The organism is Streptomyces sp. NPDC006384 (assembly GCF_042870695.1).
Taxonomy (GTDB): Bacteria; Actinomycetota; Actinomycetes; order Streptomycetales; family Streptomycetaceae; genus Streptomyces.
In genome coordinates, this window is the sequence record NZ_JBIAHR010000015.1 from 40345 (window position 1) to 53157 (window position 12813).

At 71.6% G+C, this 12813-nt stretch carries 9 protein-coding genes and 1 pseudogene; 4 read left to right on the top strand and 6 right to left on the bottom strand.

The features are described 5' to 3' along the window. Nucleotides 1-143: 143 nt before the first annotated feature. Together ACFYOJ_RS21340 and ACFYOJ_RS21345 are read right to left on the bottom strand one after the other, a co-directional pair. On the bottom strand, nucleotides 144-3911 hold the full coding sequence (locus ACFYOJ_RS21340; protein WP_356554749.1) for a S8 family peptidase: 3768 nt from the start codon (nucleotides 3909-3911) through the stop codon (nucleotides 144-146). 697 nt (nucleotides 3912-4608) lie between these two features. Beyond that, a complete protein-coding gene (locus tag ACFYOJ_RS21345) occupies nucleotides 4609-5217 on the bottom strand; it encodes an ABATE domain-containing protein (protein WP_356554747.1) in 609 nt (202 codons plus the stop codon). Nucleotides 5218-5310: 93 nt separating this feature from the next. Here ACFYOJ_RS21345 and ACFYOJ_RS21350 point away from each other — a divergent pair, with 93 nt between their 5' ends. After that, nucleotides 5311-6099 (top strand): MBL fold metallo-hydrolase, encoded by a 789-nt coding sequence (locus ACFYOJ_RS21350; RefSeq protein ID WP_356554745.1) that lies wholly within the window; start codon nucleotides 5311-5313, stop codon nucleotides 6097-6099. Nucleotides 6100-6202: 103 nt separating this feature from the next. Beyond that, nucleotides 6203-6475, top strand: a pseudogene (locus ACFYOJ_RS21355) (hypothetical protein); the annotation flags it as partial. Nucleotides 6476-6952: 477 nt separating this feature from the next. Here the strand turns inward: ACFYOJ_RS21355 and ACFYOJ_RS21360 are convergent. The 4 genes from ACFYOJ_RS21360 to ACFYOJ_RS21375 all read right to left on the bottom strand — a co-directional run bounded on the left by ACFYOJ_RS21360 (nucleotide 6953) and on the right by ACFYOJ_RS21375 (nucleotide 10888). Next, nucleotides 6953-7486: a hypothetical protein gene (locus ACFYOJ_RS21360; RefSeq protein ID WP_356554743.1), complete on the bottom strand. Its 534-nt coding sequence runs from the start codon at nucleotides 7484-7486 to the stop codon at nucleotides 6953-6955. Nucleotides 7487-7618: 132 nt separating this feature from the next. After that, on the bottom strand, nucleotides 7619-8494 hold the full coding sequence (locus ACFYOJ_RS21365) for a carbohydrate ABC transporter permease (protein ID WP_356554742.1): 876 nt from the start codon (nucleotides 8492-8494) through the stop codon (nucleotides 7619-7621). Then, complete coding sequence (locus ACFYOJ_RS21370; RefSeq protein WP_356554741.1) at nucleotides 8491-9462, bottom strand: sugar ABC transporter permease; 972 nt, start codon at nucleotides 9460-9462, stop codon at nucleotides 8491-8493. The genes ACFYOJ_RS21365 and ACFYOJ_RS21370 overlap by 4 nt, the downstream gene beginning before the upstream one ends. A gap of 103 nt (nucleotides 9463-9565) precedes the next feature. Further along, nucleotides 9566-10888, bottom strand: coding sequence for an extracellular solute-binding protein (locus tag ACFYOJ_RS21375; protein WP_356554739.1), 1323 nt, complete (start codon nucleotides 10886-10888; stop codon nucleotides 9566-9568). Between the two features lie 269 nt (nucleotides 10889-11157). Between ACFYOJ_RS21375 and ACFYOJ_RS21380 the strand changes: the two genes are divergently transcribed. Next, nucleotides 11158-11586, top strand: coding sequence for a hypothetical protein (locus ACFYOJ_RS21380; RefSeq protein WP_356554738.1), 429 nt, complete (start codon nucleotides 11158-11160; stop codon nucleotides 11584-11586). Continuing rightward, a complete protein-coding gene (locus ACFYOJ_RS21385; RefSeq protein WP_356554736.1) occupies nucleotides 11583-12611 on the top strand; it encodes a LacI family DNA-binding transcriptional regulator in 1029 nt (342 codons plus the stop codon). Before ACFYOJ_RS21380 ends, ACFYOJ_RS21385 begins: the two co-directional genes overlap by 4 nt. Nucleotides 12612-12813 lie beyond the last annotated feature (202 nt).

The following is a 12813-nucleotide window of genomic DNA, read 5'->3' on the forward strand; positions in this document are numbered from 1 at the left end:
GGGGCGTCCGCCCCCCCCTGCGTGTTTCTCCTCGTGCGCCCCGCACCCCCCCCCCCCCCCGCCCCCCCCCGCCGGCGCCGCGCCCCCCCCCCCCCCCCCCCCCCCCCCCCCCCCCCCCCCCCCCCCCGTTCCGTGACGTGGGGTCAGCGCACGTCGTAGGCCCGGGTCACGGTCTGGGTGACGGAGTTGCCGTTGGTGTCGGTCAGCTCCGCCTTCAGGGTGACCTGCTCGCCGGAGGCGCCGGCGTGGTCCACCGTCGCCGTCCAGACCCCCCGGTGCCGGGCCGTCGCCGCCTCGGTCCAGGTGGTGCCGCCGTCGTAGGAGTACGACAGCTTCGCGGACTTCAGCGCGGTCGGCCGGTAGCCGGCGTGGCCGGTGGCGTCGAGGGTGATGCGCTGCCCGTCCCGCGCGGCGAGCGTCTTCATGCCGTCCTCGGGCAGCCCGTAGCGCGGGAAGAGGACCGGCAGTCCGCGCGAGGGGACGTCCGCCTCGAAGCGGGAGCGGAAGGACCACGTCGTCTCGGTCGCGACGGAGCGCTTCCAGACCTGTGCCGGGTACCCGAACTTCGTGGTGCGCAGGGTCAGTTCGTACGCGGCGTCGGCCGCCGGCACGTCGAAGCCGCCGTAGGGGTAGGCCCTGGAGCCGGCCGGCTCGCCGTCGATGCGCAGGGTCAGGTTCCCGACGTCGCCGAAGGAGCCCGGTACCGCGGCGTGTTCACTGTCGCCCCAGACGGCCGGGGCGACGCCGATGCGGTTGCCCTGGCGTTCGGCGGCGAGGAGTTCCCCGCCCGCGGCGTCCCGCGGCGCGGCCGGGGCCAGGACACCGCCGTACCAGTTCTCGTCGCGCCGTTCACCCGCGCGGTAGGTGCGGACGGCGCCCATCATGGACTCGCCCCAGGGGAAACTGCTGGAGACGCTCTGCGAGAAGCCGGTGCCGCCCGCCGAGTAGTACTCGGTGCGTTCGCCGGGCACCGCGAGCCGGTCCAGCGCGCCCAGGGTGACGGTGGCGTCCGGGCGGTGGGCGACGACCGCGGTGAGGTAGTCGGCCGCCACGCCCATGGCGTGGTAGGTGGACCGGACGCGGCCGAGGCGGGAGTCCCGTACCCGGTGGGTGCGGTCCGAGGTGACGGGGCCGGTCTCGGGGAACGCGAGGTTGTACACGTAGGGGCTCTTCGCGGTGGCCCGCCAGAAGAGGGTCACGGTGCCCGCGTCCAGCCGCCGCAGGAGGTCCTTCGCCTCGGCCGCGGGGAGGGCGAGGGCGGGCAGGGGGCTGTTCTCGGAGGAGCCTGTCGGGTACCAGCGGGCGGGAGCGTCGTGGTAGGTGATCAGCGCGACGGCTCCGGCGGCCGCGGCGGCGCGCGCCTGCTCGAGCACGGCGGTGGTCTCGTCCGGGACGCGGACCAGTGCCACCTTGCCCTTGGCCCCGGCGGCGGCCAGTTCGGCGGCGCTGCCCGTGCCCGCGTCCACCACCTGGGCCCTGCCGGTGCCGTCCAGGTTGACGGAACCGAAGCCGGCGGTCACCGGGTGCAGGCGCGGCCCGCCGGCGATGCCGAAGTCGCTGATCTGCGGGGCGTAGAGACGCCAGTAGCTGCCGAACTCGAAGTCGCCGTCGTGGGCGCGGCCCTGTACGTCGGCGTAGTACCCCTTGGCAGCGCGGCCGCCCATCATGCTGCCCCCGTGCACCCAGGTGTCGTCCCAGGAGCGGAGGAAGGTCAGGGTGGCGCCGCGGTTCTCGCTCGGCCGGTCGGTGCGCACGGAGATCCGGTGCGCCCTGCGCGCGTCGAGGACGACGGTGGTGTCCTCGGTGACCTCCAGCTGCGGGCGTCCCTGGTACGTCACCGAGTCGGCCAGGGTGCCGTCGCGGTCCGGGGTGACGACGAAGGAGGACAGGAAGTAGCTGCCGGGGCGCACCCGGTACACCTGTTCGGCGGCGCCCTCGTTGTAGCGGCGCTCGCCCGAGGCGTCGTCCGTGCCGACGAGGTCGAGGGAGGACATGCCCGCGGCGGGGGCGCCGCTGCGGTCGAGGGACTTGACCCGGAGGGTGACGGTCTGCGGCTGGACGTGGAGCGAGAACGGTGTGGTGACGGTGGTGCGGCCGGCGGTGGCGACCACGCGGCCGGTGACGTCGCCGTACTGGCTCGCCTTGAGGGAGGCGGCCGGGTCCAGGTGGAGCGGCACCTGGACGGTGGCGCCCGCCGGGACGGTGACGGTCCGGTCCTTCAGGGTGGCGACGGGCGAGCGGACGGCGCTGCCGTCGTTGCCGGTGACGTGCCGCACGGCGAGGTCCAGGACGACCGGCCGGTCGGTCGTGTTGGTGTACGGGATCGCGACGGTGGTGCGGTCGGCCTCGCTCTGCGGCCAGTCGAAGCTGCCGCCCTGTACGGCGGGGGCGCCGAGCACGGTCCCGTCGACGGCGGCCTTCACGTCGAGGCGTCCGCCGCCGGTCTCGCGCGTGTCGCCGGGGACGGTGCTGTCGGCGGAGGAGACCAGCGCGGCCTTGATCTGCCGTGCGTTCCAGTCGGGGTGGCGCTGCTTGACGACGGCGGCGGCGCCCGCGACGTGCGGGGTGGCCATGGAGGTGCCGCTCATCGAGCGGTACGCGTCCCGTCCGCGGCCGCCGGCGGAGGCGGCCAGGATGCCGACGCCGGGTGCGGCGATCTCGGGCTTGAGGGTGTGCGAGCCGTACGCCGGGCCGCGGCTGGAGAACTGGGCGGTGGAGTCGTCCCGGTCGACGGCGCCGACGGTGAGGACGCTCGGCGCGCAGCCGGGCGAGGAGACGGAGTTGAGGGCCGGGCCGGTGTTCCCGGCCGCGACCACGAACAGGGTGTCCTCGCCGGCGCGGGCGAGTTCCTCGGCCGCGGTGGCCATCGGGTCGGAGCAGTCGGTGCGCTGCGGGTCGCCCAGGCTCATGGAGACGACGTCGGCGTCCTGCTCGACGGCCCACTGCATGCCCGCGATGATCCACGACATGGCGCCGGAGCCCGAGTCGTCGAGCACCTTGCCCACCAGGAGGTCGGCGCCCGGGGCGACGCCGCGGTTCTTGCCGCCGCTCGCCGCTCCGGTGCCGCCGACGGTGGAGGCGGTGTGGGTGCCGTGGCCCTGGGCGTCGTCCGTGCCGGGCGAGTCGGTGAAGTTCTTCGCGGCGCTGATCCGGCCCTCGAGGTCGGGGTGCGCGTCGTCGACGCCGGTGTCGAGCACGGCGACCTTGGTGCCCTTGCCGTCGTATCCGGCGGCCCAGGCCTCCGGGGCGTGCACCTGCCGGGTGGACCGGTCGAGGGTGGCGTGGACCTTCCGGTCCAGCCACAGCTTCTTCAGTGAACCGGCCGCCCGGGTGCGGGGGTTGCTCATGTCCGCCCAGAAGGCGGCGGCGTTCTTCTTGTCGGCCTTCAGCGCGACGCCGTCGACCGCTTCGAGGAGGAGGCCGCGCTCGGCTCCGCGCGGTGTCGCCGGGGCGCTGCGGGCGACGTCGACGGCCTTGTCGTAGACGGCGATGACCGGTGTGACACCGGAGTGCGCGTCGTCGTAGCCCTGGCGCACCAGGCCGGTCACGTTGAACAGTTCCTGGTCCACGCGTCCGGCGGCGATCGCGGCGGCGGCCCGCTCCGGGTAGACGTAGATGTCCTCGCCCACCTGGCGGGTCTGCACGAGCGGGGTGCTGCCGTCCGCGGCGGGCAGCACGGTCGCCGAACTCCGCCCGGACGGGCCGCTGGTGACCAGGACCTTGTCCCCGGTGACGAGGGTGACGACGGATCCCCGGCCGTCGTGTGCGGCGGCTGCCGGGGTGCCGGTCAGGGGTCTGTGCCGTGCGGGTGTGCTGTCGCCGGGTGGCCCTGCCGTGGCGGGCACAGCCGCGGTGACGGCCAGGACGGCGGCTGTCGCCGTCCCCAGGGCAGTACGCGATATCGGGCGCATCGCTCTCCCAAATCTGTGCACCGGCATGTCCGTACCGATGTCACGTCTGCGCCGTGCGCCTGTGGCGGGGGACGTCGAGGACGCACGGCGGAAGCCGGTTGGTGCTGGGGTGGCCCCACCTTGGCAGACGGTCGGCCGGTACTGAGGGGAGAGTCGGTGGCGGGTTTGCGCTGTGGCCGCATCCCGCCATCCGAGGGGACGCGTCCCCTGTCGGCCCTGTTCTCGTAACAGCTACGGCGAGGGGACAAGTGGCTCAGTGTGATCTGAGGGCTTCTGCTTGAGCACGGGGCTCGGGGACCGCTCCGTTGTTCATGGCGGTGGAGTCGGCGTGGGCCTGTGCGACGGCTTCGGGGCACGCCTCGCGCTTGGCGTGTTCGGCGAGCGCCCGGTGGATGCCGGCGACGGAGGGGTGTCTGTCCCTTGCGCTTGCCGGCGGGCATCTCCAGGGCCGGGCCGTGGGCGGTGAGATGGTTGGCGAGTACGGTGAGTTCGGCGGTGTCGTGACCGAGGCGCTTCCTCTCGTACACGGTGAGAACGACCCGGTAGTGCGGGGCGTGCGCCTTGACCTCCCATGCGGCCCGCAGCGCCTTCTTCAGTGATCGAGTGCCCGGCTGTCGGCCGGCAACCGGAAGCAGCCTGCCGGAGGTGTTCCGCGTGGCCGCCGGGCAGCCCGCAGGAGGGCCCTGGGGGTGGTGCGTCAGCCCGAGGCGCCGCTGCGCCGGGCGTAGGCGCGGGCGGCGCGGGCACGGTCGCCGCAGCGTGTCGAGCACCAGTGGCGCCGGCCGTGGGTGCGCAGGAGGAACCGGTCGCAGGGGGCTGATCCGCAGGCCGCGAGGATGTCGGCGTCGGGACCGGTGAGCAGGTCGGCGGCGTCGGCGGCGAGGGTCGCCAGTGCGTGGTTGACGGCCTGGTCGGTGGGGTGGGCCTGGACGCGGCGCAGCCCCCGGGCCCCGTCCCAGGCGAGGAGGGGGGCGGTGGGTACGGCCGTGAGGGCCTCGTTCACCGCGCGCAGGGATTCCTCGGGTGGTGTGATGGCGTCGACGCGGGCGGTGAACAGGGCGCGGATGTGGGCGCGCAGCGTGCGCATCCGCTGTGCGCACATCTCGTACAGCTGCACGTCCGGGGTGGTCAGGTCGTGGGCGGCGAGCCAGCGCATGGCGGATTCCGGGGCGGCGAGCAGGTCGTAGCTCTGGCCGGCGGGCAGGGTGGCGGCGGTGTCGGCGAAGTCCAGGGAGCGGTACCGGTCGGCCCCCGGTGCCGGGGGCAGAGCGGTCGGTGCCACGTCGGCGGCCAGGGTGTCGTCCATGCCTCTCATGGTAGCGCTTGCATTTTTCCGTGACACCTGCCTAGCCTGGAATAACGTTAAACGCATGGTTTTTTCGTGAGAAACGGAGACGTGATGTCCCAGCTCGACGCCAACCGGTTCCCGGTCCGCACGTTCGGCGGTCCGACCGCCCTGTTCGAGTACGGCGGCCTGCGCTTCCTGACCGACCCGACCTTCGACGGCCCCGGCGACTACCCCTCGCCCGGACCGACCCTGGTGAAGACCGCCCCCTCCACCACCACACCCGCCGACCTCGGCCCCATCGACGTGGTCCTGCTCTCCCACGACGAGCACGCCGACAACCTCGACACTTCCGGCCGCGCCCTGCTCGCCGACGTCCCCCTCACCCTCACCACCCCCGGCGGCGGCGAGCGCCTCGGGGCGAAGGCCAAGGGCCTGGCCGACTGGGAGTCGATCGAGCTGGAGCGTCCGGGCGGCGGCACCGTCACCGTGACCGGGGTCCCTGCCATCCACGGCCCCGGCGCGCGTGAGGAGGTCGAGCCCATCGCCGGCCAGGTCGTCGGCTTCGTCCTGACGGGCGAGGGACTGCCGACGGTCTACGTCAGCGGCGACAACGCCTCGCTCGACGCGGTCAGGGAGATCGCCGACCGCTTCGCCCCGATCGACACCGCCCTCCTGTTCGCCGGAGCACCCCGCTTCCCCATGCTCTTCGACGGCAACCTGATCGTCCTGGACAGCGCCCAGGCGGCCGAGGCCACCCGGATTCTCGACGCCCGCCGCGTCGTCCCGGTCCACCACGACAGCTGGGCCCACTTCACCGAGGGCCGCGACGAGCTGGAGGCAGCCTTCGCCGCCGCGGGCCTGACCGACCGCCTGGACCAGGACTGGGTGCAGCGCGCCTGAGTCCGGACCGCAGCTCGGAAACCGAGACCTCGCACCAGGGCCGGGGCTCCCCGCACGCCGGGCCCCGGCCCTGGGAGCACCCCCTCACGGCGGCCCCTGCGCCGTGCCGGCACGACAGAGAAGGACCCGATCACATGTCCACCGGAACCAACGCCGGTCTCGTGCACCGCTTCCACCAGGCCCTCCAGCAGGGCGACTGCGACACGCTCACCGGCATGTTCCACCCGGACTTCGTCTTCCACCCCCAGATCGACAGCCCCCGGCCGGCGCCGCAGGGTTCATCGACGCGGAGAAGAAGCACCTCGACGCCTTCCCCGGCATCCGCCTGACGGTCCTCGACACCGTCGCCGAAGCCGACAAGGTCGGCGCCTACGTCGTGGTCGAAGGAGACCAGGGCGGCGACTACTACGGCATCCCCCCGCGCGGAGCGCACGTACTTTCTCCATGTTCAACCTGTTCACCTTCAAGGACGGGAAGAACATCGAGAAGCGGGCCCACTACAACCTGGCCGACGTCATGGACCAGCTCACGGCCGGCTCCGCCGCCTGACGACACGGACCTCGACAGGGCCACGCCCTGCGCCCCTCCACCACAGCCCACCGACGGCGCGTACCTGGAGCGAAACGCTCCGACCGCCCGCCCCGGCCGCCGCGCCGTCGGCGCCCTGCTCGGTTCCGTCGCCCGCGATCAGGTCCTCCGGCCGCGAGCGGGTCGCGTGGCCGGGCCGGTCCAGCGTGCTGCGGACGCCGTCCGCGGACGCGCGCCGCCGTTCGCGAGGGCTCACCCCGCCATTCGCGGGGAGGCGTCCCGCCGTCCGTGGGGGCGCCGGGGCATACCCGGCGCCCCCACGGGGTCATGCCTGTCCGGCCCACTCCCTCAGGAGTCTCTCCCGCTCCGCGCCCCGGGGGGTTCCGTCGCCCGAGGTGCGGCCCCACTCCGACATCGCCGCCAGCGTGGTGGACATCGTCGCGGCGCCCTCCGTGAGGCGGGACAGGAGGGCGCCGGACAGCTCGATCTCCGTCGTGGTGTAGCCGACGGCCGCGGCCGCGTAGGCCGACAGCTCGCGGTCGCCGTCGGGCGTCGTGAGGCGCACCGTCATCAGCCCCGGGGGCTCGTCCGCCCGGTCGGGCCCCATCGGCATGGCCAGGTTCACCACCATCGTCACGGCGAGGTCCGCGACCACGCCCGCCCGCCGCTTGAGCGTCTTCTCGGGAACGTCCGTCACGGTGAGGGCCCGCACGTCCTCCCACAGGTGGAAACCGGACTGCCGCTCGCCGAGCGCCACCACGCCCTCGGGGGTCAGACGTACCCCGGGCGCCAGACCGGACGGTTTCGCGCCCACGTATATGTCGCCCTCGGCGATCCAGAAGAGGCCCACCATGGCCATGCGTTGCCCACTTATCCCGACGACGGGTGCTGTCGCCGTGTCACACATCAAATGATCAGGTCGCCCACGGGAACGTGCGAGGAGACCGGGAAGTTCCCGCCCGCGGACGTCTCTTCCGCCGCCCCCGTTCCCCTACTTCGTGGCTCCCTGGGCGAACCCGTTGTAGATGTAGCGCTGCAGGAAGAGGAAGACGACCAGGGTCGGCACGATCACGAGGACGGCTCCGGCGGAGATGTTCTCCCAGTGCGCCCCGAAGGGCCCCTTGAACCGGAACAGGGCCGTCGACATCGTGCCGAGTTCTTCCGAGGGCATGTAGAGGAACGGGATGTAGAAGTCGTTGTACGTGGTGATGCCCTTGATGATGACGACGGTCGCGATCGCCGGCTTCAGCAGCGGGAAGATGATCTTCCGGTAGACGGTGAACGCGTTGGCGCCGTCCAGCCGCGCGGCCTCGTCGAGAGACGTGGGGATGCCCCTGATGAACTGCAGGAAGATGTAGATGGACACGATGTCGGTGCCCATGTAGAGCAGGATCGGGGCCCAGCGGGTGTCGAACAGGCCGAAGCTGTTGACCACCTGGAAGGTGGCGACCTGGGTGGTCACGCCCGGCACCAGGGTGGCGATCAGGAACAGGGCCATGACGAGCTTCTTGAACCGGAAGTCGAAGCGGTCGATGGCGTACGCCGTCATCGAGCCGATGACCACGGTGCCCGTGATGGAGAACACCAGGATGAAGGCCGTGTTGCCGAAGGCCGTGAGCATGTGGCCGTCGTGGAAGGCCGTGGCGTAGTTGGAGAGGTTGAGCCAGTTCTCCGGCAGGGCCAGGGCGCCCCGGCCGTCGGCGATCTCGTCGTAGGACTTGAGCGAGGTCAGGAAGACCACGGCGAGCGGCAGCAGCACCACGAGCGAGGCGACGACGAGCGACAGGTACGTGAGCGTGGTGCCGACGCGCGGGCGCCGGCGCGGCCGGTCCTGCGCGGGAGCGGGGGCGGGGGCGGTGACGGTCATACGAGGTCCACCTTCTCGTCGGGCACGAGCCGGCGCTGGATCCAGGTGATCAGCAGGATGATCACCAGCAGCACCACGGCACAGGCCGAGGCCAGGCCGGTCTTGTTGAACTGGAAGGCGAACTTGACCGTCTGGATGACGAAGGTCGAGGTGCCGGTCGCGCCGCCGGTCATGATGTACGGGATCTCGAAGACCGAGAGGGAGCCCGAGATCGCCAGGATGACGCTGAGGCTCAGCACCGGCCGGATGCTCGGCGCGATGATGTGCCGGAACTGCTGCCACCGGCTCGCGCCGTCCAGCTGGGCGGCCTCGTAGAGCTCCCCGGGGATGGACTGGATCGCGCCGAGGAACAGGACGAAGTTCAGGCCGGTGAAGCGCCAGACGGAGACGCCGGCCAGTGAGGTGTTGGCCGATTCGGGGCTGCCGAGCCAGGCGTGGCCGGAGCCCGCGCCGAACCAGGACAGGACCGAGTCGAGGGTGCCGCCGTCCTGGAAGAAGTAGAGGAAGACGAAGCCGATGGCGACGCCGTTGATCAGGTAGGGGAAGAACAGGATGCCTTTGAAGAGGTTCCTGAACCGCAGGTCGAAGCTGAGGACGGTGGCGAAGTACAGGGCGATCACGATCTGTACGACGGACGCCGCCAGGTAGTAGAGGCTCACCGCGAACACCCGGAACAGTTCGGGGCGGGTGAAGAGTTCGGTGTAGTTCTCCGTGCCGACGAATTCGCGGTCGGGGCTGACCCCGTCCCAGTCGGTGAAGCTGTAGAAGATCATGTTGCCCACGGGCACGTAGGTGAACGTGACCAGCAGGGCGAGGGGGGCGATCAGGAACAGCCACGGGGTCACCCGGCGCATCGGGCGGTCGCGCCAGGAGCGGCCGGCCGGCGTGCTGCGGGAGGCTTGTTTCCCGGTCCGGCCCGGCTCGGCGGCCGGGGCGGGCGGTGGTGCGGTGGAAGCGGTTCGGGTCATCGGGGAGGCGGGCCTTTCGTCGTCCGCTGGGCACTGGTGCGCCGGGTCCCGGCCGGAGCCGGAGGGGCCGGGAGGCCGGGAGGCCGGGACCCGGCGGGCAGGTTCAGGAGCCGGCGGTCTGCCTGGCCTCGGACCAGCGCTTGTTCAGATCGGCGAAGTAGTCGTCGAGGGAGCCGTCCACGGCGCCGCGGGCGATGTCGATGAGCTTCTGCCGGTAGTCCGGCTTGGCCAGGCCGATCTCGGAGGCGTTGTCGACGGCGTTGACCTCGGCGGTCTTCGCCTCGGAGCGCTCCACCATCTTGACATCGTTGTCAACATAACCCTTGAGCGTGTCGGGCATCGGGTCGGCCTTCAGCGCGGAGACGGCGCCCTCCTTCGCCGCGTAGCCGGACTTCGTGGTGAACCAGTCGATCCAGGCCCGGGCGGCGCTCTTGTTGTCGGAGTGGATGTTGACGGCCTGCTGGTAGTCGGAGACCAGGGTGGCGCAGAACTTGCCGTCCCGCTGGGCGGGTACGGGCATGAAGCCGATGTCGTCCGGGTTCGCGCCGGCCTTCTCGGCCGCGTCGCGCATCTGGTTGACGGCCCAGGAGCCGAGCATCATGCTGCCGATCTCGCCCTTGGCCAGGAGGGTCTTGGAGCTCTCCCAGTTGGTGGTGGCCGGGTCCTTCTCCGACAGCTTCCCGTGCACGATGTCGTACAGCAGGGTGTCGAGCGTGTTCAGGTCCGTGCCCTTCTCCCAGGGCTTGTCCATCGCGGCCAGCTTGTCGGAGGCCTGCGTGTCGCAGCTGACGGAGCCGACGCTGTTGGTCCAGGGGCTGCTGAGCGGCCAGCCGTCCTTGAAGTTGGTGTAGTAGGGGGTGGCGCCCGTCCTGTCCTTGACGGCCTTCAGGTCGTCGAGGAACTGCCGGGGGGTGGTCGGCCAGTCGGTGATGCCGGCCTTCTTCCACACCGCCTTGTTGTAGACGAAGCCGTTGGCGGTGCCGAAGGTGGCGATGCCGTACGTCCTGCCCTCGACGTCGGTCTTGTCGGTGAAGCGGTAGGTGCCCTTCATCTCCGAGGTGTCGCCGAGCGGCGCGAAGAACTTCGGGTAGTCGCCCTTGGCGATCACCCCGGGGATCAGCAGGACGTCCCCGTACTCCTCGGTGTTCATACGGATCTTGACCTCGCCCTCGTAGTCGGTGAGGGCCTCGAACTTGACCTTCACCTCGGGGTAGGTCTTGTTGAACTCGTCCGCGTACTTCTTCATCGTCCCGTCCTGCACGAGGTCGGTGCGATTGGTCAGGACGGTGATGTCGCCCGACACCCCGTCCGGGCTCACCGGCGCGGCGGCGGTCTCGTCGGCGTTCGGGCTCCCCCCTCCGCTGCACCCCGCGACGGTCAGCATCGCGGTGGTGAGCAGAGCGACGCTCAGCGTCTTCTTCCCCATGTGCCCAGCTCCTTCCATGGACTACGGCTCGGGCTGCGGTGACTGACGGCGACTATGTCAGCCGCTTGTGAACCGGTAAAGCTTCTCCGTTCTCCGCGATACCCAATCGTTACCTGCAGGTGAAAGAGCGACCGATCATCGATCAATGGACCTGCGGTTTTGCAGGCACCCTCCCTCGACGGGAGATGACTAGACCGGTTAATGCGTCCGGCGTTAGGTTGTGCCGCGTCACTCATGAACCGGGCCCCGTCCCGCCTAAGGAGCCGCACATGAAGGAAGCCGTCCCGCTCACCGAGGGCCGGAGCCTGAACCACGGCGAGAACCGGCAGCCCGTCCCGCAGGACCTGGTGCCGGTCGAGAGGTCCGGGAAGGAGTTCCTCGCCGCCGGCTGCGACGAGCTGCGCGCGCGCCATTTCCCCGTGGCCGATGGGGAGTTCGCCTGCCCGGCCCCGCGTTCCGACGGGGCGGTGGAGTCTCCCGCCGGTTCCGGAGCCGGTAGTGTCGAGACCGTGGTAACCGCTCACACCCTGGTACGTGATCTCCTGTTGCAGGCGGACCGGCTCGGCCCGGACGCCGTCCGCGACACCGGTCTGCGCAGCCTGCTCCCCGGGGAACGGGCCCGCCCGCGGGCCACGAGGGCGGCCGAGACCCGCGCCGGCACCGTGCGTGCGGCCCTGTTCTGTGGAGAACCGGCGTGAGCGCACCCTCCGAACGCGTCACCATCAAGGACGTCGCCGCGGCCGCCGGCGTGTCCAAGGGCGCCGTGTCCCTGGCGTTCAACCACAAACCGGGGGTCTCCGCGGCCACCCGGGAGCGGATCTTCGCGGCGGCCCGGCAGCTCGGCTGGGCCCCGAACTCCTCGGCCCGCAGCCTGTCCCGCCAGTCCGTCGACACCGTCGGACTGGCCATCTGCCGGCCCGCCCGGCTGCTGGGCCTGGAGCCCTTCTACATGGAGTTCGTCTCCGGCATCGAGAGCGTGCTGGCCGAGCGCGACTGCTCGCTGCTGCTGCGGCTGGTCGGTTCCCTGGAGGAGGAGATCCTCCTCCAGCAGCGCTGGTGGCGGGAGCGCCAGGTGGGGGGCTCGATCCTGGTCGACTTCCACCGGGAGGACCCCCGTCTCGCCCCCCTGCGGGAACTGGGCCTGCCCGCCGTCGCGGTCGGGCACCCCTCCCTCACGGGGGGCTTCCCCTCGGTGTGGACCGACGACGCCGCCGCCGTCGACGAGGCGGTGCGCTATCTGGCGGCCCTGGGCCACCGGCGCATCGCGCACGTGGGCGGCCCGGGCGGGCTGGGACACAGCGCCATCCGGACGGCCGCGTTCGAGCGGATCGTGGGGGAACTCGGCCTCGAGGGCGGCCGGCACGTCGAGACGGGTTTCTCCGGCGAGGAGGGCGCACGCGCCACCCGCTCCCTCCTGCTGTCCGGCGACCGGCCCACGGCGATCGTCTACGACAACGACATCATGGCGGTCGCCGGACTGGGCGTAGCCGCCGAGATGGGCATCTCCGTGCCGGACGACCTGTCCCTGCTGGCCTGGGACGACTCGCAGTTGTGCCGGCTGACCCATCCCACGCTGTCCGCGATGAGCCACGACGTGCACGGCTTCGGGGCTCAGGTCGCGCGGGTGCTGTTCGAGGTGATCGCCGGTCACGAGGCCGTGTCCCGGCCGGTGGCGACACCGTCGCTGGTGCCGCGGGCGTCCACGGCCTCGCCCCGGTCCTGATCCACGGGTTCGCCCGGGGGCGCGGCACGGTGCCGCGCCCCCGGGCGTTTTCCGGGCCCTCTGTGATGTGCCGGGTGTGCGGAGACGCATGAGAAACACGCGCGTGCCCGGATCGTGGTCACCGGTGAGGCGAGGGCACCGCCTCACCTCCGGTGCGAAAAGATCTGCTTCCTCCTTCCCGGCGTACTGGGGAAACTTCCCG

Coding starts and splice junctions, on each gene's coding strand:
- ACFYOJ_RS21345 (WP_356554747.1), bottom strand. CDS start 5,217: ATGGACGACACCCTGGCCGCCGACGTGGCACCGACCGCTCTGCCCCCG.
- ACFYOJ_RS21380 (WP_356554738.1), top strand. CDS start 11,158: ATGAAGGAAGCCGTCCCGCTCACCGAGGGCCGGAGCCTGAACCACGGC.
- ACFYOJ_RS21370 (WP_356554741.1), bottom strand. CDS start 9,462: ATGACCCGAACCGCTTCCACCGCACCACCGCCCGCCCCGGCCGCCGAG.
- ACFYOJ_RS21375 (WP_356554739.1), bottom strand. CDS start 10,888: ATGGGGAAGAAGACGCTGAGCGTCGCTCTGCTCACCACCGCGATGCTG.
- ACFYOJ_RS21365 (WP_356554742.1), bottom strand. CDS start 8,494: ATGACCGTCACCGCCCCCGCCCCCGCTCCCGCGCAGGACCGGCCGCGC.
- ACFYOJ_RS21340 (WP_356554749.1), bottom strand. CDS start 3,911: ATGCGCCCGATATCGCGTACTGCCCTGGGGACGGCGACAGCCGCCGTC.
- ACFYOJ_RS21360 (WP_356554743.1), bottom strand. CDS start 7,486: ATGGCCATGGTGGGCCTCTTCTGGATCGCCGAGGGCGACATATACGTG.
- ACFYOJ_RS21350 (WP_356554745.1), top strand. CDS start 5,311: ATGTCCCAGCTCGACGCCAACCGGTTCCCGGTCCGCACGTTCGGCGGT.